22 protein-coding genes and 1 pseudogene are annotated in these 21,881 nt (G+C 60.6%); 10 read left to right on the plus strand and 13 right to left on the minus strand.

Annotation, left to right across the window (positions count from 1 at the left end; genetic code table 11):
- Positions 1-165 precede the first annotated feature (165 nt).
- The gene (locus KVY02_RS05130) at positions 166-438 is read right to left on the minus strand and encodes an XRE family transcriptional regulator (RefSeq protein ID WP_218314618.1); all 273 of its coding nucleotides are present in this window, start codon (positions 436-438) and stop codon (positions 166-168) included.
- Positions 439-657: 219 nt separating this feature from the next.
- Between KVY02_RS05130 and purE the strand changes: the two genes are divergently transcribed.
- From purE to KVY02_RS05145, 3 genes are all read left to right on the plus strand, one after another.
- A complete protein-coding gene (gene purE, locus KVY02_RS05135; RefSeq protein WP_016916523.1) occupies positions 658-1,185 on the plus strand; it encodes a 5-(carboxyamino)imidazole ribonucleotide mutase in 528 nt (175 codons plus the stop codon).
- Between the two features lie 10 nt (positions 1,186-1,195).
- Positions 1,196-2,341, plus strand: coding sequence for a 5-(carboxyamino)imidazole ribonucleotide synthase (locus KVY02_RS05140; protein WP_218314620.1), 1,146 nt, complete (start codon positions 1,196-1,198; stop codon positions 2,339-2,341).
- Positions 2,342-2,509: 168 nt separating this feature from the next.
- Positions 2,510-4,135: a diguanylate cyclase domain-containing protein gene (locus KVY02_RS05145; protein WP_218314628.1), complete on the plus strand. Its 1,626-nt coding sequence runs from the start codon at positions 2,510-2,512 to the stop codon at positions 4,133-4,135.
- On the opposite strand, the gene KVY02_RS05150 is transcribed toward KVY02_RS05145, so the two are convergent.
- The 7 genes from KVY02_RS05150 to KVY02_RS05180 form a co-directional block, all read right to left on the minus strand.
- Positions 4,113-4,937, minus strand: a complete 825-nt coding sequence (locus KVY02_RS05150; protein WP_218314630.1) for a TraX family protein — start codon at positions 4,935-4,937, stop codon at positions 4,113-4,115. The genes KVY02_RS05145 and KVY02_RS05150 overlap by 23 nt on opposite strands.
- A gap of 78 nt (positions 4,938-5,015) precedes the next feature.
- Positions 5,016-6,161, minus strand: a complete 1,146-nt coding sequence (gene iadA, locus KVY02_RS05155; protein ID WP_218314632.1) for a beta-aspartyl-peptidase — start codon at positions 6,159-6,161, stop codon at positions 5,016-5,018.
- 96 nt (positions 6,162-6,257) lie between these two features.
- Positions 6,258-7,055 (minus strand): transporter substrate-binding domain-containing protein, encoded by a 798-nt coding sequence (locus KVY02_RS05160; RefSeq protein WP_016916528.1) that lies wholly within the window; start codon positions 7,053-7,055, stop codon positions 6,258-6,260.
- A gap of 332 nt (positions 7,056-7,387) precedes the next feature.
- Complete coding sequence (locus KVY02_RS05165; protein ID WP_016916529.1) at positions 7,388-8,158, minus strand: transporter substrate-binding domain-containing protein; 771 nt, start codon at positions 8,156-8,158, stop codon at positions 7,388-7,390.
- A gap of 138 nt (positions 8,159-8,296) precedes the next feature.
- The gene (locus KVY02_RS05170) at positions 8,297-9,025 is read right to left on the minus strand and encodes an ABC transporter permease (RefSeq protein ID WP_016916530.1); all 729 of its coding nucleotides are present in this window, start codon (positions 9,023-9,025) and stop codon (positions 8,297-8,299) included.
- 1 nt (position 9,026) lies between these two features.
- A complete protein-coding gene (locus tag KVY02_RS05175; RefSeq protein WP_189463696.1) occupies positions 9,027-9,728 on the minus strand; it encodes an ABC transporter permease in 702 nt (233 codons plus the stop codon).
- Positions 9,729-9,745: 17 nt separating this feature from the next.
- The gene (locus KVY02_RS05180; protein WP_016916532.1) at positions 9,746-10,516 is read right to left on the minus strand and encodes an ABC transporter ATP-binding protein; all 771 of its coding nucleotides are present in this window, start codon (positions 10,514-10,516) and stop codon (positions 9,746-9,748) included.
- 332 nt (positions 10,517-10,848) lie between these two features.
- On the opposite strand from KVY02_RS05180, the pseudogene KVY02_RS05185 reads away from it, so the two are divergent.
- Positions 10,849-11,552: pseudogene (locus KVY02_RS05185) on the plus strand (IS5 family transposase).
- Between the two features lie 13 nt (positions 11,553-11,565).
- Here KVY02_RS05185 and KVY02_RS05190 read toward each other — a convergent pair.
- The gene (locus KVY02_RS05190) at positions 11,566-12,552 is read right to left on the minus strand and encodes a succinylglutamate desuccinylase (protein ID WP_218315048.1); all 987 of its coding nucleotides are present in this window, start codon (positions 12,550-12,552) and stop codon (positions 11,566-11,568) included.
- 185 nt (positions 12,553-12,737) lie between these two features.
- Positions 12,738-13,178, minus strand: coding sequence for a hemerythrin domain-containing protein (locus KVY02_RS05195; RefSeq protein ID WP_016916534.1), 441 nt, complete (start codon positions 13,176-13,178; stop codon positions 12,738-12,740).
- Between the two features lie 216 nt (positions 13,179-13,394).
- Between KVY02_RS05195 and wrbA the strand changes: the two genes are divergently transcribed.
- The gene (gene wrbA, locus KVY02_RS05200) at positions 13,395-13,994 is read left to right on the plus strand and encodes an NAD(P)H:quinone oxidoreductase (RefSeq protein ID WP_081192262.1); all 600 of its coding nucleotides are present in this window, start codon (positions 13,395-13,397) and stop codon (positions 13,992-13,994) included.
- Between the two features lie 150 nt (positions 13,995-14,144).
- Here wrbA and KVY02_RS05205 read toward each other — a convergent pair whose 3' ends face one another.
- Entirely contained in the window at positions 14,145-15,224 is a 1,080-nt protein-coding gene (locus KVY02_RS05205; RefSeq protein WP_218314634.1) for a tartrate dehydrogenase, read from the minus strand.
- 119 nt (positions 15,225-15,343) lie between these two features.
- On the opposite strand from KVY02_RS05205, the gene KVY02_RS05210 reads away from it, so the two are divergent.
- A complete protein-coding gene (locus tag KVY02_RS05210) occupies positions 15,344-16,270 on the plus strand; it encodes a LysR family transcriptional regulator (RefSeq protein WP_218314636.1) in 927 nt (308 codons plus the stop codon).
- Positions 16,271-16,297: 27 nt separating this feature from the next.
- On the opposite strand, the gene KVY02_RS05215 is transcribed toward KVY02_RS05210, so the two are convergent.
- The gene (locus tag KVY02_RS05215) at positions 16,298-16,861 is read right to left on the minus strand and encodes a lipocalin family protein (protein WP_218314638.1); all 564 of its coding nucleotides are present in this window, start codon (positions 16,859-16,861) and stop codon (positions 16,298-16,300) included.
- A 203-nt stretch (positions 16,862-17,064) separates the two neighbouring features.
- Here KVY02_RS05215 and KVY02_RS05220 point away from each other — a divergent pair, with 203 nt between their 5' ends.
- The 4 genes from KVY02_RS05220 to KVY02_RS05235 all read left to right on the plus strand — a co-directional run bounded on the left by KVY02_RS05220 (position 17,065) and on the right by KVY02_RS05235 (position 20,169).
- Entirely contained in the window at positions 17,065-17,484 is a 420-nt protein-coding gene (locus KVY02_RS05220) for a secondary thiamine-phosphate synthase enzyme YjbQ (protein WP_100731295.1), read from the plus strand.
- 114 nt (positions 17,485-17,598) lie between these two features.
- Complete coding sequence (locus KVY02_RS05225) at positions 17,599-19,050, plus strand: alanine/glycine:cation symporter family protein (protein WP_081192254.1); 1,452 nt, start codon at positions 17,599-17,601, stop codon at positions 19,048-19,050.
- 173 nt (positions 19,051-19,223) lie between these two features.
- On the plus strand, positions 19,224-19,832 hold the full coding sequence (locus KVY02_RS05230; protein WP_016916541.1) for an FMN-dependent NADH-azoreductase: 609 nt from the start codon (positions 19,224-19,226) through the stop codon (positions 19,830-19,832).
- Positions 19,833-19,869: 37 nt separating this feature from the next.
- The gene (locus KVY02_RS05235; RefSeq protein WP_016916542.1) at positions 19,870-20,169 is read left to right on the plus strand and encodes an MGMT family protein; all 300 of its coding nucleotides are present in this window, start codon (positions 19,870-19,872) and stop codon (positions 20,167-20,169) included.
- A gap of 123 nt (positions 20,170-20,292) precedes the next feature.
- Here the strand turns inward: KVY02_RS05235 and KVY02_RS05240 are convergent, their stop codons facing one another.
- Positions 20,293-21,861 carry a bifunctional GNAT family N-acetyltransferase/carbon-nitrogen hydrolase family protein gene (locus KVY02_RS05240; RefSeq protein ID WP_100731293.1) on the minus strand — a complete coding sequence of 523 codons (1,569 nt, stop codon included), beginning with the start codon at positions 21,859-21,861 and terminating at the stop codon, positions 20,293-20,295.
- Positions 21,862-21,881: the final 20 nt, after the last annotated feature.

The raw sequence follows: 21,881 nt of genomic DNA on the forward strand, positions 1-21,881 counted from the left end.
TATGCCAGAAAAATCAGGTGGTTGTCGACAGGCTATCCGCAACCACCTGAATAGTTACTTGTTTTCATGAAAGACGCCCTATTAAGCGTGACAAATAAAAACAGGCTGACCCAATGGGCCAGCCTGTATCGAAAAAGGGAGTAGATTCTGATGTAGTCGCTGTTGCTATGGCACCTCCAGCTCTAAGGTGCGACGCAGTACATTGAGTTCATCAATGTTGAGGTGCTCGAGCCTTCCGGCGAGCAGGTCGCTGACCTTTTGCACTGGAAGACCCGCCCGGCGGGCGATATCACGACTTCCTAGGTCTGAAATAGCAATCAGACGGGTAATAATACGCATTAGGCGCATACGTTTTTCTAAATCCCTGACGTCGAGGTCAGGGCTGCTTCGCGGAGGATCCAGCGTTTCTGCGTAAGCGGTTGAGTATGCCGTACTCATGTGACTCCATCAGTCTGAAATGACAATCACACAATGCCGCCAAGTCGCGCTGTTTTCAATGCCTAATTTGATGAAAATTTCACGACCACGCAAACGCCCGCAAACGCCCACGGCTCTGGTAAACTACGCGCCTTCCTATTTTTGAGTGAGTTGCGCACTGTGTGCGGCTTTTTTCACTGCTTTTTTGCTTAACGAGGCCGTTGGCCGAGGAGTTTTTGCATGTCGAACAGCGCACCTAAAGTGGGCGTGATCATGGGGTCAAAATCTGATTGGCCGGTCATGGAGCATGCGGTGGCGATGTTAGAGCGGTTGGGTGTTGCCTACGAAACCCGCGTGGTCTCGGCACACCGCACGCCGGACCTGCTGTTCGACTATGCGAAAAGCGCAGCGGAACGTGGCCTTCAGGTCATCGTGGCGGGCGCTGGTGGCGCGGCGCACCTGCCGGGCATGGTGGCCTCGCAAACGGCGCTGCCGGTGCTGGGTGTGCCGGTAGAGTCCAAGGCCTTGAAGGGGCTGGATTCGCTGCTCTCCATTGCACAAATGCCGGGTGGCATTGCCGTGGGCACGCTGGCCATCGGTAAAGCCGGGGCCACCAATGCGGGGCTGCTGGCGGCGCAAATCGTCGGCTTGCAGGACAGCGCCGTGCGTCAGGCCGTCGAGGCCTTCCGAGCAGAGCAAACGCAGCTGGTGCTGGATAACCCGGACCCCCGCCCGGATGCGCCTGCGGCCAGCGAATCGGCACAATAGGAAGCCCATCATGAGCGTGCATAGCAATCGCGTAAAACACATTGGCGTACTGGGTGCCGGGCAACTGGGCCGTATGCTGGCGTTGGCGGGCTACCCGCTGGGCAACACGTTTACCTTTCTGGACACCACCGGCAACCCTAGCGCCGGTATCGGTGAGGTGGTGGTCGACCCGGATAATCAGCATCTGGCGGCGTTCCTCGACAAGGTCGATGTGGTGACCTACGAATTCGAGCACCTGCCCGTGGCGCTGGTGCAGCAGATCGAACAGCACAAGCCGGTCTACCCCAGCAGCCGTGCCATTGCCGTGTGCCAGAACCGCGTGGAAGAGAAGGCGCTGTTCGACCGGCTGGGCATCCCGACGCCTGCCTACCGGGTGGTGGAGAGCGCCGAGCAGCTGCAGGCCGCTGCCACTGAGCTGGGCTGCCCCGTAGTGGCCAAATCCGTCACCGAAGGGTACGACGGCAAGGGCCAGGCGGTGCTGAGAGCGCCAGAGCAGGCCCAAGCCGCCTGGGAGTCGATTGGCCATTCCCGGTTGATCGTGGAAGCCTTCGTCGATTTCGTGCGCGAAGTGTCGCTGATTGCCGTGCGTGGCCGCGATGGGGAAGTGGTGTTTTACCCCATGGCAGAGAACCAGCACGTAGACGGCATTCTGCGCTATTCGGTGGCGCCGCTGCCCGACCTGGACGACAGCGTTCAGCAAATCGCCGATGGCTACATTCGTGCGCTGCTGGATGAGCTGGATTACGTGGGCGTGCTGGCGCTGGAGCTGTTCCAGACCCGCGACGGTAGCCTGCTGGCCAATGAGATGGCCCCGCGGGTGCATAACTCCGGCCACTGGACCATGGACGGCGCGGTGACCAGCCAGTTCGAAAACCATCTGCGGGCCGTACAGGGCTTGCCGCTGGGTTCGACTCAGGCGATTGGCCCTACCTGCATGGTCAACGTGATTGGGCAAGAGGGAGACAACCCCGCGCTGCTGGCGATTCCCCATACTCACCTGCATCGCTACGACAAGGCCGAGCGGGCGGGGCGCAAGCTGGCCCACGTGAACGTCGTGGCGGCCAGCCATGCCGAGCTGCTGGAAAAAGTACGCGCCTGCCAGGCACTGCTGCCGGGTGCTCCGGCGGTCGAGTGGAGCTTTGCCGACTCGCTCTGAGCCGTGCGTTCGATGGCTGTCATGCTCTCTTCAAAGCCGCCCTTCGAGGCGGCTTTTTCATGTTCGAAGGCTACTTTTGCTGCGTAAACATGCTAAAAGATAAGGCGTGATAAAACGTTTGTATTAATCAATAAGATTGGCCCATAGGCCAACGAAAACGGGGGTTCTATGTCGCCCAGCAAGCCAGCGGCGCCGACAGCAACTGCGTCAGGGTTACGCAGCGGCTACCAGCGCGATCACCATCTCACCCTGCAACAGCTGCGCGGAGAAAAAGTGCGGTTGTTGTATGACAACCTTTGGCAACCGGTGCTCAGTAGCGTTTTGGCGGGCGGGTTGCTGGTGGCGGCGATGTGGCCCGTGGTGGAAGGCTGGGTGCTGTTGGGTTGGTATGCTGCCTTGGTGGTGGTGTCGGGATTGCGTTTGGCGTTGGCTCACCGTTTCAAGCGCTTGCCGATTCAGCAGCAGCAACGGCACCGGTGGCTACGCTGGTTTGCCATGGGGGCCATCGTTTCCGGGGTGGTATGGGGCAGTACGGGAGTGCTGCTGTTCAGCCCTGAATATCCGGGGCAAATTGCGGCGCTGTCGATCGTGCTGGCCGGTATCGCGGCGGGAGGCGTCACGACGCTGTCATCGGTGTGGTGGGTGGCCACTGGCTTCGTATTGCCCATCCTGTTGCCTTTGAAATTCCAGTTCATGCTGATGGGAACACCGCTTTCCGTGTTGATCGGGCTGATGCTGGTCCTGTTTCTGCTGCTGATCCTGATCACCAGCCGCCGCTTGAGCCGCACCATCCATGACAATATCGCCCTACGCGTTACCATGGCGGCCCGTGAAGCGCAGCTCAAGGAAAGCGAAAACCGTTACCGCTCGATTTTTCAGCACTCCCCCCTGGGTGTTTTGCACTTTGATGACCAAGGGCAGATCACCGACTGCAACAACAAGCTGCTGGAGATCCTGGGCGTCGAGCGTTCTCGTCTGCTGGGCTATCGCATGCTGGACCGTTCAGCCGATCGATACGTCGCCAAGGCTGTGTCGGCAGCCCTGGAAAAAGGCACCGGCTACTACGAGGGTACCTATCGGCTGCCTAGAGCCAGTGAGGGAACGCCACTGCGGGCATTCTTCAACGGCGTACATGGTATGGGCAACCGGATGATCGGCGGCGTGGCGATCGTCGAAGACTTCACCGAGCGTAAGCGCAGTGAGGAGATCATTTATCGTCAGGCGTACTACGATGCGCTGACGGACCTGCCCAATCGGCGTCTGTTCATCGAACGCATGGAAGCGCTGTACCAAGAGGCGGGCCATGCACGGCGGGGTGGTTTGGTAATGTTCATGGACATGGACCGCTTCAAGCTGATCAACGACACCCTGGGGCATGCCGCGGGCGATGACCTGTTGGTACAGGTAGCGCGGCGTCTGGAGTCGTGCTTGCGCGACGGCGACATGGCCGCCCGGCTGAGTGGCGATGAGTTTGTGCTGCTGGCGCAATTCCCGGAGCCAGAGCCGGACAAATTGAGTGCCCTGGCTGAGCAGTACATGCAGCGAGTGCAGCAGGCGCTGTCTGAGGAGTATCGGCTGGAAGGCCGTTGGGTAGAGGTGACCCCGAGTATGGGGTACACCTGCTTTGAAGCATCGACCTGTGACCATGCCGAAGTGCTCAAGCAGGCAGACACTGCCATGTATCAGGCCAAATTGGCGGGCCGTGCTCAGCTATGCCGCTATCAGCCCTGGATGCGAGAAGCAGTGAATAAACGAGCGGCCGAGCAAACGCCTAACTGGCCAGCTGACCGCTAAGCAATAGCCACAGCGCAATCAGGGCGAAGTGCCCCGGGTACCAGGCCAGCCACAGGCGGCGGGGCATGGCCAGCGCCACGGGCGGTACGCGCTGGGCGGCGCCCGCGGCCAGCATCAACACCAGAACGCAGGTGCCGACGGTAAAGGATTTGGCCATGTCCGACGCGTTCATCTGCCCGGCGATCCACAGCAGCGGAAACGCCGCCAGACCCGCCCATAGCCTTGATTTGAGGGCATCGCGGGTCTCGCTGAGGGCCTGCATGGCAAACATGAACAGCGGAATCAGCAGCAGGCCGTTGTGGCCATACTCCACCCAGAAGCCCAGCAGATACCAGGCGGTGACACACACGGCGGCCCCCAGCATCAGCCAGCCCAGGCCCAGCGTCTGTGCCTGGTAGTGCTGCCACCCCTGGCGTACCAAGGCACCGAGTGCCAGGCCGCTGGCCAGCGTAAAGCAGACATTCAGGATAAACGCATCCGAGGCCCTGGGCATCATCATGTAGGGCACTTGTGCCGCGATACCGATGATCAGGATACGGCGTGCGTAACGCAGCGGGTTGCGAGTGTTGAACAGGCCGTGCCAGGCCACCATGGCAGCAAACAGCGGAAAGGCAATGCGCCCAATCGAAGAGCCCGCCCAGCCCAGGTCCCAGGCATCGGGCAGTACGTAGCGGGTCAGGTGGTCCACGGTCATGGTGAACAGCGCAAGCCACTGGCCCCAGGCCGTCCAGTGGGAAGAGGGGCGCATCGTCTCGGGTAGGCCCGTGGAGGGCGTTGCGTGTGCCGCTGAGTGTTCTGCCATGTTACCTCCTTGTAAAAGCGCATTATGCCATTAAAGACCGGCATTGGCTGAGCAAGTTCGCTGGGCGGCCTCGGGCGCTCAGGGGGCGCTGAAAATCGGTTTGCCCAGTGCCCACACCTGGTCAATGGCCCAGCGACCTTCGCTCAACACGATGAAATCGGCATCCGAGCCGGGTATCAGACGGCCTTTTTGGGGAAGCTTCAAGGCATCGGCGGCGGTGGTGGTAGCACATTGCAGGGCGTGCTCCATGCGGATCTGGTGGTCGTTGACACACTCGCCCAACACGTCGAACAGGCTGCTGAGTCTGCCGGGTTTCAGGCCCACGAAACGGCGCTGGTCATCGAACTCCGGCAGCGAGGCGTTGGCGTCCGAGGAGAGGCTGAGCTGGCTCGGGTCGATCCGCGCTTTCAGTGCCCGCGCTACCGCCTCGGAGGCGGGCACTTCGCCACCGGCCAGCAGCTCGGGGGTGGTGCTGGTGGTGAAGTCGATGCGCCCGCCTTCACGGGCAAAGCGCAGGCCGTCTGCGAACAGTGCGCCAGTACGGTTGATGTGGGTCGGGTAGAACTGCGTGATGGGAATGGCGCTGGTGCTGGCCACCTGACGCAGTGGTTCCAAGTGGGAGTCGGCGTCGCCGGTATGAATGAACACGATGCCGGATTTGCCTGCCAGCAGCCCGGCCGTGCGAGCGTCGGAAGCCAGTCGCGTCAGCTCCTGGGTAGTGGGCTGGGAGCCACGGTGGTCGCTGATGGCCACTTCGCCCACCCCGATGAATTCCGGCACGTAGAGAATGTCGCTGGCCACCGTGCCGGTCAGCGTGACCGGAGGCAGCTGATAAGAGCCGGTGTAGGCGTAGGTGCTCAGCCCACCGGCAGCGAGCTCCCGCGCCTTGCCGATCAGGTTGGCGGGGGTGCGGGTAAGGGCATCGGTGCCCAGAGCGCCAATCAGGGTGGTCACGCCTGAAGCGCAGGCGTCTGCCAGGCTGAGTTCTGCAGTGCGGTTGCCAAACCCGCCTTCACCGCCCCCGCCAATGTAGTGCACCAGCGGGTCGACCAGCCCCGGAATCACCCGACGGCCCTCCAGGTCGATGGTCTTGATCAGCGTGCCCAGTTGGTACGCTTCGTTGGCATCCAGCACGGCCGCGATGCGCTGGTCGGCGATCAGCAGATGGCACAGCCCGCGGGGTTCTGGGGCAAAAAGCTGGGCGTTTTTGACAAGTGTCAGCATGGGCTTTCCGGAAAAGTGATGAGCAAACGGTACGCGCCGACCAAAGGCCGGCGCGTGTAGGCGGGTGGCGCGGTTCAAGCGCGGCGGCCGCCGATCTTACAAGCGTACATCGTAGTTGAAGTAACGGTTCATGATTTCATCATAAGTGCCGTTCTCTTTCACCGCACGCAGAGCGTCGTTGAAGCGTTCGGCGAGGGCCTCGTCACGGGGGCGGAACGCGACGCCAACGCCCTTGCCAAAGATTTCCTCGGGCTCTTTGATGAAGTCGCTGATGCGCTGGAAATCGCTTTCGGGCGTGTCGATGTCGATGGCGGCTTCGGCAATCGGGTAGTCCATGAACGTCAGGTCCAGGCGGCCTGCCAGCAGGTCGGTGACCACATCGTCCACACCGGTATAGCGGCGAATTTCCAGCACGTCACCGTAGAGTTCGGTGACATAGTTATCCTGCAGGGTTGCTCGCTGTACGCCGACCGTTAGCCCTTCCAGGCTGGCCCGGTCTTCGATGTCGATATCGTGGGCGTGGGTCGTGATCCAGGCGCTGGGAGTGGTGTAGTAAGCCTCGGAGAACAGCACGCGCTGGGCGCGCTCGTCGGTAATCGCCATGGACGACATGATGGCGTCGTAGTTGCGGGCCAGTAGGCCGGGAATGATGCCGTCCCAGTCTTGTTCTACCCAGGTGCAGCTCACTTCCAGGTAGTCGCATACGGCATTGCCCAGCTCGATTTCAAAGCCGGTGAGGGTGCCGTCGGCTTCCCGGTACATGAAGGGCTCGTAGGGAATATCCACACCCAGACGGATTTCGTCGTAGTCTCGGGCCAGTGCGGCAGTGGATACCATGGAAAGTGAAGCACCAGCCGCCAGCACGGCAGCCACGGACAGCGTTGCATAACGCATGGTCAGTCTCCTGAAACGATTTTTAGTAGGTATGTGGGAGTTGCTTTATGCCAAGCGCCGAAAGGGGCCGCTACAGCACGGGGTGCGCCAGGCGTGGGAGTGCCCTGCGTCGATCACGCATGGCAACATGCACGCACAGGGGCGTGTTTCGGCACGGGCGTGCCAAAGAGGGGGCTATTCGTCGAACCACTCGCTCAGGTAGAAGCGGGCAATGGTGCCACGGGTACCTGGGCGTTGCGCATGGGGCGCAGAGGGGAGTAGGCGGTATGGAGTCATGGTATTGGCGTGCTGCCATGCCTTCCCTGAGGAAGGCATGGCGAGACGGTCAATGTTTACTCTTCGCCAAAGTAGCGAGCGTAGATTTCATCGTAGGTGCCGTCTTCCTGCAGTTCGGCCAGTGCTTCGTTGAAGCGCTCGGCCAGGGCCTGGTCGCGTTGGCGGAAGGCGATGCCGAAGCCGTCACCGAAGTACTCCTTGGGCTCGCTGATGCGCTCGCCTACGACCACGTACTCGGTGTCTTCGTTGTTCAGCAGGGTGGACTGGCCGATCGGATAGTCGAGGAAGACGATATCCAGGCGCTGTGCCTGCATGTCCAGCACCATGTCGTCAGCGGTGGAGTAGCGGCTGACGCTGGCGATACGGCCGTACTGGTCGGTCACGTAGTTGTCTTGCAGGGTGCCGCGCTGTACGCCGATGGTCTTGCCGGCCAGGGTCTCTTCGTTGGCGTCACTGAGTTCCAGGCTAGCGGGGGCGAACCAGGCCGACGGCATGGTGATGTAGGGGTCGGAGAACAGCACCTGCTGACGACGCTCGTCGTTGATGGTCATCGACGACATGATGGCATCGTAGTTACGTGACATCAGGCCCGGAATGATGCCGTCCCACTCCTGCTCGATCCACTCGCAGGTCACGCCGATGCGCTCGCACAGGGCGTTGCCCAGGTCGATATCGAAGCCGGTCAGCTCGCCCTCGGGGGTGCGGTATTCCATGGGCTCGTAAGGTACGTCGACGCCGATACGCACGTGGTCGTAATCACGGGCTTGGGCAGAGGACGCGGCAGCCACGGCCAGGCCCAGCAGAGAAACGGTCAGCAGTTTTTTCATTGTAGACTCCAAAGGAAGCAGGTTCACCGGAGGTGATCCCCTTTAAGCTACCCCAGCTTGCGGTTGGCGAAAAGGGGGGTGACCTGAATTAAACCAACGCTTGTTTTACGTTGGCGTATGTTGGATTTTTCGTCATGCTCAGGTTTGTGGCCGCAAATGTGCCAGCAGCCGTTTTTCCAGGTAACGGAAAAAATACAGAATGGCAAAAGTGAGGCACAGATAAATGGCCGCCACGAACAGGAAGGCATCGAAGGGGGCATAGAAGCGCGCATAGACGAAGCGTGCGGCCCCGGTCAGGTCCATCAGGGTGACGACGCTGGCAATGGCGCTGGCATGCAGCATGAAGATGACTTCGTTCCCGTAGGCGGGCAGGGCACGGCGAAAGGCGCTGGGCAGGATGATACGGCGCATCATCAGGCTGTTGGACATGCCATAGGCCTTGGCGGCTTCGATTTCACCCCGTGAGGTGGCCTTGATGGCACCCCGGAAAATCTCCGTGGTGTAGGCCGCCGTGTTCAAGGTGAAGGCGATCAGTGCCGGGTAGAAGGCTTCGCGCAGCAGCGGCCACAGGAAGGTTTCCTGAATGCCATCGATGAACACCACCCCGTAGTAGATGATGTAGAGCTGAATGAGCAGCGGGGTGCCACGAAACACATAGGTATACACATAGACCGGCAGGCTGATCCATTTGTGCTTTGAGCTGCGCATGATGGCCAGCGGGACGGCCAGGATCAGCCCGGCCACCAGCGAGAGGAACACCAGCTGGGTGGTGGTCACCAGGCCTTCCCAGTAGTAGCCCAGGGTGGTGGGGGTGAAGATCAGGTTACCCGCCAGTAAATCGTTGAACCATGCAGAGATGTCCAGCATGTCACTGCCCCCCGAAGCCGATGTCGTAACGTTTTTGCAACCGTGCGAAGACCCACTCGGAGACGCTGGCAATCAGCAGATAGGCTGCCGCCACCGGAATGAGGAAGACAAACGGCTCGTGGGTGGCCCGAGAGGCTTCTGCCGCCACCCGCACCATGTCCGTCAGGCCGATCACCGACACCAGGGCGGTGGTCTTGAGCAGCACCATCCAGTTGTTGGAGAGGCCGGGCAGCGCGTGACGCATCATCTGGGGAAAGCGAATACGCCGAAATACCAGTGCGTTGCTCATGCCGTAGGCCTTGCCTGCCTCGATCTGGCCATTGTCGACGGCCATGAACGCCCCGCGAAAGGTTTCGCCCATGTAGGCGCCGAAGATGAAGCCGATGGTGATGACACCGGCCGCGAAGGCGTTGAAGTTGATGTAGATGTCGATGTCGTAGCGGTCATAGAGCATATCGCTGATCGCATTGACCCCGATCTGCCCGCCGAAGAACAGCAGCATCATCAGCACCAGGTCGGGCACACCACGAATCACCGTGGTGTAGACCGTTGCGCTACGGCGCAATAGCCAGTTGCGGGACATTTTGGCGCTGGCGGTCAAGAGCCCCAGCACAATCGCCAGGATCAGCGAGAGGAGGGCCAACTGAACGGTCACGCCTGCGCCTTCCAGCAGGCGGGGGCCGTAGCCTTGCAAATCAAGCATCGTGCATGCCTCGCGGATCAGTATTTGGGCGCCAGAAACTGCTTCAGGCGCGGCGATTGCGGGTTGCCCAGCACGTCATCGGGCGTACCGGCTTCTTCCACGAGGCCCTGGTGCAGGTAGATCACCTTGCTGGAGACGTCCCGGGCAAAGCTCATCTCATGGGTCACCACTACCATGGTGCGCCCTTCGTTGGCCAAATCGCGCATGACCTTGAGCACGTCGCCCACCAGCTCAGGGTCCAGCGCCGAGGTGGGTTCGTCGAACAGCATGACCTCCGGGTTCATGGCCAGCGCCCGGGCGATGGCGCCACGCTGCTGCTGACCACCGGACATTTGCGCCGGGTAGGCGTTGGCACGCGCGCTGAGGCCGACTCGGTCGAGCAGCGCGTGGGCGTGTTCGATGGCTTCTTTCTTGGGTTTACCCAGCACGTGAATCGGCGCTTCGATGATGTTTTCCAGCAGCGTCATGTGGGCCCACAGGTTGAAACTCTGGAAAACCATGGAGAGCTTGGCGCGCATCTGCACGACCTGTTTCCAGTCGGCGGGTTCGCGGCCATGGCGGGTGGTCTTGAAGCGGATCTGTTCGCCGTGGACGATCAGGTCGCCGTCATCGGGCTGTTCCAGCAAATTCATGCAGCGTAAAAAGGTGCTTTTTCCAGACCCTGAAGCACCGATCAGGGTGATCACATCACCTTTCTGGGCTTCAAGAGAGAGGCCTTTGAGGACTTCTGTATCGCCGAAGCGCTTTTTGATGTTACGCACTTCAAGGGGAGTCGGCGTAGCGGCCATAACTTAGGCTCCAGTACAGGGTTGCCGCAGCAACAACGAATGAGTGTTCGTGTTTCTGTGCGGCTGGCGCGAAAAAAGGGGCGATTCTATCAGGAGTGCGCCGGAGACGCGTACTTTATCAGGCCGACCTTGGTCGTGTTGCCTGAAGAGCACTCCTGATGGCCCCTCTACGTTATTGTTATCAAACTATCTTTTCTTCAACGGGACTTTCTGTGGCTAGGGTGCGTTAACAATTGCTGATGGAGATCGGGCTGATTTAGAATATCAGCATTTTTCGGTGATCTATGCCTCGGCTAATGCTACGTGATGACCAATGGGAGCGCATCGAGCACATGCTCCCCGGCAAAGCTTCAGATCGCGGGGTGACGGCCAAGGACAATCGCTTGTTCGTGGAAGCCGTCCTGTGGATCGCCCGGACAGGCGCTCCCTGGCGTGATCTGCCCGACGCCTTCGGTCGCTGGCACACTGTCTACATGCGCTATAACCGGTGGTCTAAGAAGGGGGTCTGGCAGCAGGTTATCGACACATTAGCCGATGATCCCGACATGGAGCAGCTGATGATAGATGGCAGTATCGTCAAAGTTCATCAGCATGGGGCGGCAAAAAAACGGCTCAGAGCACCGAAGCCATGGGGAAATCGCGTGGGGGATTGAGCACCAAGATCCACGCGGCGGTCGATGCCCTCGGCAACCCGGTACGGCTAATCCTCACACCGGGCCAAGCGTCTGAGTACGGAGCCGCCCCAGCGTTACTGGCGGGCTTTTCTCCAGCGGCGGTGCTTGGCGACAAGGGGTATGATTCCACCGCTTTGAGGGACATCATTCGAGCGGTGGGCGCCGAGCCGGTGATTCCGCCGAGAAAGAATCGCTTGGAATGCCCCGAGATAGATTGGCACTGTTACAAGGATCGCAACCTGGTAGAAAGGTTCTTCCAGAAAATCAAGCAGTTCAGGCGGCTGGCAACACGCTATGAGCGACTGGCGAGAAACTACCAGTCGCTACTCAACCTTGTATCCGCCGTCATATGGCTGGCCTAATTGTTAACGCTCCCTAGTTTGCTGTCCGTTCCGGCGCCACCAGCAAGGCGGCTCGGGCGCCTATCTCGACCTGAGCGTTGGGAAACACCACGTGCAGCGGCGTCTCTTCCACCACGAAGTCACCGGCGGTGGCATCCTTGGCCAGGCAGGTGCCGGTATCGAAGCGACTGAAGCTGGGCACGTCTTCATCGAAACACAGCGTGAAGTCTTCGGAGTGACGTATCAGTTCATGCTGCACCCGGTAGAATGCCATGGTGCTGGCTGGCTGGGTGGGGGGCGCATAGCCGCTACCGAGAGCACTGATCAACGTGAGCATGGGGGCCAGGGCTTCCATGTCATTGTGGCCGAACGGGGCGACTTGCCCCAGCTCGAAGGTAAAGGCTTGGGCACCATGGTAGTACTTGCTGTAGTGAGAAAACGTCCAGCTATGCTGATGCTGGTGCAGCACGGCCTGCATGTCGGCGGCGGCCAGCCACTCCCACTGTTCAGAGTCGGTCGCCGACTCGGCGAATGGCTCGACCGCGAAGCGGGTATGCAGGCTGCCGCGGATGGCGGTATGCAGGTCGTAATGCAGCCGAGGCAGGGCGTGATGGCGGGCATAGAACGTATCCACGGCCTCCATCAGCTGGCGCGCCCGTTCGGGCTCGTCGCCCTGGTCGGCCAGTTCGCGCTTGAACAAGCGATTCAGGTTGGTGGTGATGTAGCGCTGCTGGGCCTTGAGGGCAGGAATGTTGCCCAGAATCACCAGCACGGGAGCGCCCAGTTGCAGGGTGCTGGCTTCCAGAGCGGCCAGCCATTCGCCCAGCAGTTCTACCGGAGCGGTCTCGTTGCCATGAATGGCGGCAGAAAAGACACAGGCCCGGGCATCGGGGCGCAAAATGTTGGGCGTTAGCTCCAGTATGCCCGGTCGGTGCAGATGGTAGCTGCCGCTGGCAAAGCGGCCTATGCGTGGCGACGGGCGTTCATCGTCAAGGGTCCAGTCGAGCCATTGGCCTAGCATGAAAGTGTCCTTGGTCATGGGCATCTACTTGTGTTGCCCTACCTTTACCACGCTCAGCTCGTGTCGCAAGGGGTGGCGTCGTGCGCGTGAAAATGGTCGGTGCGAGGATGAAAGTAACCCGTAAAAAAGCGCCCATGGCGTGATCCACAAGCGCTTTGCAATACCGGGCGGGTAAGGCCGGGAGGTCAGCCCGACCGTTGGCGCTGCATTTCGTCCTGATACTCCTTGGCCAGCGTGGTTTTCTGGGCTTCCTGCAAGCCCCGACCGGCCAGTTGAAAGACTTCCTGTTCTTCTTCGTCCAGGTGATGGGTCACCAGATGCTGCAGCTGCTTGGCGTGGGTCAGCCAGTGGCTGGCACTGTAGTCGGTGTCGTCCAGCAGCTCGATCAGCTCATCGATCTCGTGGTGTTCGGCAACGCTGTGGCGCGCTTTTTCCTGGGTGAGGTCGAGGTCCATCATCGGAATATACAGAGCCCGCTCTTCGGCGTTGGCATGGTACTTAAGCTCCGCCCGTACCCGTTGGTAAAGAGAGTCGCGGGCGTCGCTGTCACCGTGGGTCTCTACCAGTTGGGCCAACAGGTCACGCTGAATATCGTGGTCTTTACGCAGTGCTTCGAAAATGGTCATGCCTGGCTCCTTGGCGTTGTACCCGAATGAAACGGCAAACAAGTTGAATACAAAAAAATTAGTGCTGAAGTGGCAAAAGTGCAAGGTGCCCACATCGATGAAATCGATTCAGAGCGTCGAAAACTTTCGCTGATAAGTGGCTGGGGCTGGACTATGGTGTAACCAGTCCTTGCTGCCCGTCTGGGGTAGCGTGTCGTCATCTGAAAGGAGTGAGCCATGACGAAGGTATTGGTACTGTATTACTCGATGTATGGGCACATCGACACCCTGGCGGCCGCCGTGGCAGAAGGCGCCGAGGGCGTGAAAGGGGTCGAGGTCACCGTCAAACGCGTACCGGAAACCATGCCGGAAGACGCGTTCAAGAATGCCGGTGGCAAGCAGGACTTCACTACCCCGGAAGCCACGCCAGGAGAGTTGGCCGACTACGATGCCATCATCTTCGGCACGCCGACGCGTTTTGGCAACATGGCGGGGCAGATGCGTACCTTCCTCGACCAGACCGGCGGGCTATGGGCGAAAGGCGCACTGCGTGGCAAGGTCGCCAGCGTGTTTACCTCCACCGGCACCGGGGGCGGCGACGAGATGACCATCACGTCGACCTGGACCACCCTGGCCCACCACGGCATGGTCATCGTGCCGATTGGTTACGGCATCGAAGAGCAGTTCGATATCTCGAAGGTCAGTGGCGGCACGCCCTATGGCGCGGCGACGCTGGCAGGCGGCGACGGTTCGCGTCAGCCGGATGACCGCGAGCTGAAAATTGCCCGTTTCCAGGGTAAATACGTGGCTGAAGTCGCTGCCAAACTGGCCAGCTAACGCTCAGCGCGCACAGTGTGAACGCCTGCCCCGTTGAGGGCAGGCGTTCGCGCTTTTACAACCAATTTTTATCAACTACCGTTTCAATCGCCTTTACCAACCGCCTTTACCAACCACATTGATCAACGACATGGCCAGTGGGGCCTGGCGCTAGCCCTGGTCGCGCAGGCGCTCGGCAATGGCCTTGCCCAGGCTTTCCGTGGTGCCCTGGCCGCCCACGTCGCGGGTGAGCACCTGCGGGTTCCCTTCACTGAGCACGGCTTCGATGGCCTCGACCATGGCGTCGGCGGCTTCCTTGTGTCCCAGGTGTTCCAGCATCATGGCGCCTGACCAGATTTGGCCGATGGGGTTGGCAATGCCCTTGCCCGCAATGTCGGGTGCGCTGCCATGAACCGGCTCGAACAGGCTGGGGAACTTGCCTTCCGGGTTGATATTGGCGGAAGGCGCGATGCCGATGGTGCCGGTGCAGGCCGGGCCCAGGTCGGAGAGGATGTCGCCGAACAGGTTACTGCCCACGACCACGTCGAACCAGTCGGGGTGCAGCACGAAGTTGGCCGTGAGGATGTCGATATGGAACTTGTCGACGTTGATATCCGGGTACTGCTTGGCCATCTCGGCGACCCGCTCGTCCCAGTAGGGCATGGTGATCGAGATGCCGTTGGACTTGGTGGCCGAGGTGAGCTTCTTGCGTGGTCGCGTCTGGGCCAGGTCGAAGGCGTATTTCAAGACTCGGTCGACCCCGGTGCGGCTCATCACGGTTTCCTGAATGACGATCTCCCGCTCGGTGCCTTCGAACATCTTGCCGCCGATGCTGGAGTATTCGCCTTCGGTGTTTTCACGCACCACGTAGAAGTCGATATCCCCCGGGGCGCGACCGGCCAGCGGGCTCTTGATGCCCGGCATCAGTTTGCAGGGGCGCAGGTTGATGTATTGATCGAACTGGCGGCGGAACTGCAGCAGCGAGCCCCACAGGGAAATATGGTCAGGCACTTTGTCTGGCCAGCCCACGGCGCCATAAAACAGCGCATCGAAGCCCTTGAGCTGCTCGTACCAGTCATCCGGCAGCATCTTGCCGTGCTCAAGGTAGTAGTCGCAGTTACCGAACTCAAAGGTGGCGAACTCCAGCGCGAGGTCGAAGCGCTCGGCCACCGCTTCCAGTGCGCGAATACCTTCCGGCATGACTTCGGTGCCGATGCCGTCGCCAGCGATGACTGCAATCTGATGGGCCATGGGGCCTCCTTTTTTTATGGTCGTGTGAAAGGCGTACCGTTCATGCAGTGTAGCGGCTGTTGGCGATGAGATAATCAGGCTACTATTCAAGCTATTGTTGCTTTCAGGTGTAGAATCCCATGGCTCCACTGGACGATCTGGCGTTTTTTCAGCAGTTGGCTCGAGCGGGCAGCCTGACGGCAACGGCCCGGGAGTTGGGTATTTCCCTCTCGGCGGTGAGTAAACGGCTGAAGCAGCTGGAGGCGCGGCTAGGGGTGTCGCTGGCGGCGCGCACGACCCGCCGCCTGACGCTGACCGCCGAAGGCGAGCGCTATCTTGCCCAGGGCAGCCTGATTCTCGATGAGCTGGACGCCCTGGAGAGTGACCTGCGCGACGCGGCCAGCCATGGGCTGCAGGGGCGCTTGCGGGTCAATGCCACCTTTGGCTTTGGGCGACGCCACATTGCGCCGCTGCTGTCACACTTCTGCGTTCGGCATCCGGGCATCGAGAGCTGGCTGGAGTTGACCAACTTTCCCCTCAATCTCAGCGACCATGGGTTCGATGTGGGGATTCGCATTGGCGAACCGCCGGATTCACGGCTGGTGGCTCGGCGTATCCTGCCCAATCGGCGCATGCTCTGTGCGTCGCCGAGCTACCTTGCCAACATGCCCGCCCTGCGTACGCCGCAGGATCTGGCGCAGCACCGCTGCCTGTTGATCCGCGAGAACGATAGTGACTTTGCGCTGTGGCGCTTCGAGCAGCGCTCCGCAGCGCGGCGCCAGCAATCGGTCAAGGTCAGTGGCCACCTGGCCAGTAACGATGGCGAAGTGGTGACGCGACTGGCGCTGGATGGCCATGGCGTCATGCTGCGCTCTTGGTGGGATGTCAACGAACACCTGGCCAGTGGCGAGCTGCAACTGCTGCTGCCCGAGTGGCAGGGCGTACGGGCAGACTTCTATGCGGTGTTCGAGCAGCGCCGCCATACCCCGGCCCGCATCCGTGCACTAATCGATTTTCTCCAGCAGGAGATCGCGGGCCGAGTACCTGCGTTGCCTGATGCTGAGTAGGTGCTGTGCAGGCGAGCCTGGCAGAGCCTAGCGGCCGGGGCAGCGCTCGTCTTGAACCACATCGATCAGCTCGTCGGTGGGGAAGTCCAGCTCGGCCGCTTGCTGGCGCAGGCGAGCTTCCAGCTCGCTATCCAGCGTCGGTGTGCGTGCCAGAATCCACAGGTAGTCTCGGTTCGGGCCGGAAACCAGCGCCCACTGATAGTCATCATCCAGTGCCAGCACGTTGTAGCCGCCGTAGAACGGGCCAAAGAAGCTTACCTTCAGGCGGCCAACGCTGTCGTCATCGATGAAATAGGCCCGGCCCTCGGCTTCGTCCCAGCTGCCTTCTGCCAGGTTGTAGCCCCGGTTGATGACCCGCACACCGCCATCGTCGCGCAGGCTGTAGTTGGCGGTCACGCAGTCCAGGCCGCGCTCGAAGGAGTGGTCCAGGCGAGCGATTTCATACCACTCCCCGAGGTACTGATCGAGTTCGAACCCGGTGACGGCCTCGGTGCCATCGGGGATGCCCGTGCATCCGGCCAGAAGCACGCTTGAGACACAAAGCGCCGATGCCGTTACCAGTTTCCTTGGCGACAGTAGGGAATAGCGCATGACGACCTCCATGTGAACGGTTCCTTGTAAGCGGTGGGAATATCGCCATTCAATTTAACAGCGAGGCGACGCCACCGCCATGGCGGCGATGACCTGTGGTGAGTTTTATGGGTGCGCGGCGAAATAGGCTATGGTTGAACGAAACGTTTGGGTTTGACGACCCCCATACTTGTTTGCAGGCCCACCATGACAAAGGAGTGTTTATGTGGCACCAACAAGAGATTCACCTGCCCGACATGCCCAGGGGCTTCCATCTGATCACTGATGAGATTGCTCGGGCACTGCCGTGCCTCGAAGAGTGCCATCAGGGGCTGGTGCACTTACAGCTTCTGCATACCTCGGCCTCCTTGACCCTGAACGAAAACAGCGACCCGGATGTGCGCCACGATCTGAACGCCTTTCTAAGCCGCCTGGTGCCGGAAGGGCTGGACTACTTTCGACATACCCTGGAAGGGCCGGACGACATGCCTGCCCACGTGGTGTCCAGCCTGCTGGGTACCCAGCTTTGCCTGGCCGTGCGGGATGGGCGTTTGGCGCTGGGCACCTGGCAAGGCATCTGGCTGGGCGAGCATCGCGAACAGGGCGGGCCCAGAAGAATCCTGGCAACCATCACGGGCTGCTGAGCATGGCGCAGCGTTTTTTGCCGTGTATGGACTAATTTGCCATTTTTCTTGCCATTTTGGTGCAGCCGTGAAGAATGATGCACCTTCACTTTTCTCAATCAAGGTCAATTAACCATGGATGCGACACTTTCATCTCTGTTGACGGCGGTCGTGGATCGCAGCAACGGGCTATTATGGGGCAGTGTACTGATTTACCTGCTCATCGGTGCGGGTCTCTACTTTACCGTGATGACACGGGGAATTCAGATTCGCTATTTTGGCCACATGTTCAAACTGCTGCGCACCTCGCGGCAGTCCAATGGCGGGATATCCTCCTTTCAGGCGCTCTCGACCAGCCTGGCGGCTCGAGTGGGAACGGGGAACCTGGCCGGGGTGGCGGTCGCCATTTATTTCGGTGGCCCAGGGGCGATTTTCTGGATGTGGATGACCGCCATGGTGGGCATGGCGACCAGTTTCGTGGAGTCCACGCTGGCGCAGGCCTACAAGACCGACCACGGCGACAATACCTTCCGTGGCGGCCCGGCCCGCTACATCGAGCGCGGCCTGGGGCTGCGCTGGCTGGCGGTGCTGTTTTCGATCTGCCTGATCATTGCCTTCGGCCTGGCCTTCAATAGCGTGCAGGCCAACTCCATTGCCCAGGCCATGGAGCAGGCGTTTGCCATCCCCACCTGGGCCATGGGGCTGGTGCTGATGGCCGTCGTGGCGCCGATCATCTTTGGCGGCTTGAAGTCGATTGCCAAGGTGGCCGAGCTGGTCGTGCCGCTGATGGCCCTGCTGTATCTGGTGCTGGCGCTGATCGTGGTGGCCATGAATATCGCCGACCTGCCCGCCGCGCTGCTGACCATCGTGCAGAGCGCCTTCGGAATCGAGCAGGCCGCTGGCGGGGCCATGGGCTATGCCATTTCCCAAGCCATCATCAACGGTATTCAGCGAGGCCTGTTCTCCAATGAGGCGGGCATGGGCTCTGCTCCCAACGCGGCGGCCACGGCCAGCACCCGGCCGGATCATCCGGCGGCCCAAGGGTTCATTCAGATGCTGGGGGTCTTCCTGGATACGCTGGTGATCTGTACCGCCACGGCGGCCATTATCATCATGGCGGGCCCGGAACTGCTGGCCAGCGAGGAGAGCAACGGCATCCAGCTGACCCAGATGGCGCTCTCCAGCCATGTGGGCGAGTGGGGCGGCATGTTCATTGCGGTAGCGATTCTGCTGTTTGCGTTTACGTCCGTGATTGCCAACTACTCCTACGGTGAGTCCAACATCGAATACCTGGCTGGCCGCCGGGCTCCGCTGGCGGTGATGCTGTATCGTCTGGCCGTGCTGGGCATGATCATGGTGGGCTCGGTGGCCAGCCTGGGAGCCATCTGGAATTTTGCCGACCTTTCCATGGGCATGATGGCGATCATCAACCTGGTGGCTATTCTGATGCTGTCGCCCATTGCCTTTGCGCTGTTCAAGGATTACGACGCGCAGTTGAAGGCGGGTAAGGAGCCGGTGTTCGACCCGAGCCAGTTCCCCAAACTGGCCAACAAGGTGGACCCCAAGGCCTGGCCCAAAAAGCCCTGAACGCGTCATGAAAACGCCCCGCCCGTGTTGCCGCCATGGCCACGGAGCGGGGCTTTTTTTATGGAGCACGATTCGATTTTGTCGAATGAACGGCGGAAAACGTTGCGCTTTTGCTTATTGGAAAGCGCCTTAGAATAGCGCCATCTCTTTAATCTTTGGCAAGGAATCTTACGATGGCAACCCGTACTCTGTTAGTCACGTCTTCCGTTCTGGGTGAAAACGGCCAGTCCAATGCGCTGGCGAACCATTTTCAGCAGCAGGCCGCTGCCCGTGGCGGCGTGGAGGTCAGCCACCGCGACGTGGTGGCCAATGCGCTGCCCCACCTGGACATCGAAGAGCTGGGCGCATGGCAAACCCCGGCCGACGAGCGTAGCGACGCCCAACAAGCACTGGCGGCCCGCTCCGATGAGCTGCTGGCCGAGCTGCGTTCCCACGACGTACTGGTGCTGGCGGTGCCGATGTACAACCTGGGGATTCCTTCGCAGCTGAAGGCGTGGTTCGACCGCGTGCTGCGCGCTGGTGAAACGTTCCGCTATACTGAAAATGGCCCGCAGGGGCTGCTGGAAGGTAAGCGCGCCATCATCCTCGCGGCCCGGGGTGGTCAATACGCTGGCACCGAGTTCGATAGCCAGACCCCGCACCTGAAAACCATGCTGGGCCTGATGGGCATCAGCGATGTGGACGTGGTGTTTGCGGAAGGCCTCAACATGGGCGACGCCCAGCGTGATAGCGCACTGAAAGAAGCCTTCCAGGCCATTAATCAACTGGTGGATGGCCTGTAAGCCATCTCACCTTGGAGATCCCGCATTCGAGGTAGCCATGCCGCGTCCCGAGCTGTTGGAACAGATCTATACCATCGTCGATCAGATCCCGGCGGGACGGGTGACCACTTATGGGCGCGTGGCCAGCATGACCGAAGGGGCCACGCCGCGCATGGTGGGGTCTGCCATGCGACACTTGCCCGAGGGGCACCAGGTGCCCTGGCACCGCGTGATTGCGGCATCGCTGACGCTGGCCGACCATGGCGGCGCGGCGCGCCAGCACCAGAAGTTGCGTGACGAGGGCGTGGTGTTCGATGCCAAGGGCAGGGTGCCTGCCCATCTGGTATGGCCGGATTAGCGCAGCCGTTTTGGCATCTCATGCCAGTTGCGACGCTAAGCAGGATGTTCAATAAAAAGCCGCTCCCTGAGGTTCTCTCGAGGGAGCGGCTTTTTTTATCCAGCCATCACGGCGGCCGGGGGCTTACTCTTCCCGTTTGGCGCCGGACTTCAGCGACCAGTCCCGCCAGCGCAGGTCGAAGAGATCCTTGCGGCGGTCCTTGAGGTTGGTCACCGAGCCTTCTGCACGCACTACGGTCAGGCGGGTCAAATCCAGGTCCGAGAAGATGATCATCTCGGTATTGGGCGTGGTTTCGGCCAGCACCGCGTCATGGGGGAAGGCAAAGTCGGAGGGGGTGAACACCGCCGACTGGGCATACTGGATATCCAGGTTCTCGATGGACGGCAGGTTGCCCACGCTTCCGCAGATGACCACGTAGCACTCGTTCTCGATAGCCCGTGCCTGAGCGCAGTGGCGCACACGCAGGTAGCCATTTTTGGTGTCGACCCAGAACGGCACGAACAGAATGTCCATGTCCTGGTCGGCCAGCAGGCGGCCCAGCTCCGGGAACTCCACGTCGTAGCAGATCAGGATGCCGACACGGCCGGCATCGGTTTCGAACACCTGCAGGTCGTCGCCGCCTTCGATCACCCAGTCGCGCCGTTCCTGCGGGGTGATATGCAGCTTGGACTGTTTCTCCACCTCGCCGTCCCGATGGAACAGGTAAGCCACATTGTAGAGGCGATCATCCTCGCCCACCTCGATCATCGAACCGCCGACGATATTGATGTTGTAGGACACCGCCATCCGCGACAGCTCGCTCTTGAAACGGTCGGTGAAGCCCGCCAAAAAACGGATGGCGGCGGTCTGGTCTTTCTGGGCGGCGCGATCCTGCAGGCCCATCAGCGGCGTGGTGAACAGCTCCGGGAAAACGGCAAAATCACTTTGGTAATCCGAGAGCGCATCGACGAAATACTCGATCTGCTGAAGCGCTGCTTCCACCGAGGCAAACTCACGCATTTGCCACTGGACTGCCCCCACACGAACCTGCGTCGGGCGGGTATCCAGCACGCTGTCGGCGGGTTCGAAGAGGATGTTGTTCCACTCCAGCAGAGTGGCGTAGCCGCGCGACTGCTCGTCCTCGGGCAGGTACTTGCGCAGTAGGCGCTTGACCTGAAAGTCGTTGGCCAACTGGAAGGAGAGGATCGGGTCGTAGATCTCCTTGCGGGAGACCTTGTCGATGTACTGGGCCGGGGTCAGCTCGCCAGCATGCTGGTGATACTCGGGAATGCGCCCACCGGCGAGAATGGCGCGCAGGTTGTGGGAGCGGCACAGCTCCTTGCGCGCTTCGTACAAACGGCGGCCCAGGCGGTAGCCACGGTAGTCGGGGTGGATCAGGACATCCAGCCCGTACATGGCGTCGCCGTCGGGGTTGTTGAGAATGATTTCCCGGTGGCCGATCAGGTCGTCGTACTTGTGTGGGTTGGAGAACTCGTCATAATCCACTTGTACCGTCAAGGCCACGCCCACCAGCACGCCATCGTCTTCGATGGCAATCTGGCCGTCAGGAAACTCCTGGATCAGCTTGGCAATGGTGTGCTCGGGCCAGGCGCCACCAATATCATGATACACCGCGTCCATCAGCGACTTAAGCTGCTCGTAATCGTCGCTACTCAGGTTACGCAGATTAAGGTGCAGTTCTTCCAGGGACATAGGTCAGGGGTTCCCATTCA

Origin of the sequence: Halomonas sp. 18071143 (genome assembly GCF_019211725.1) — a bacterium.
Lineage (GTDB): Bacteria > Pseudomonadota > Gammaproteobacteria > Pseudomonadales > Halomonadaceae > Vreelandella > Vreelandella stevensii.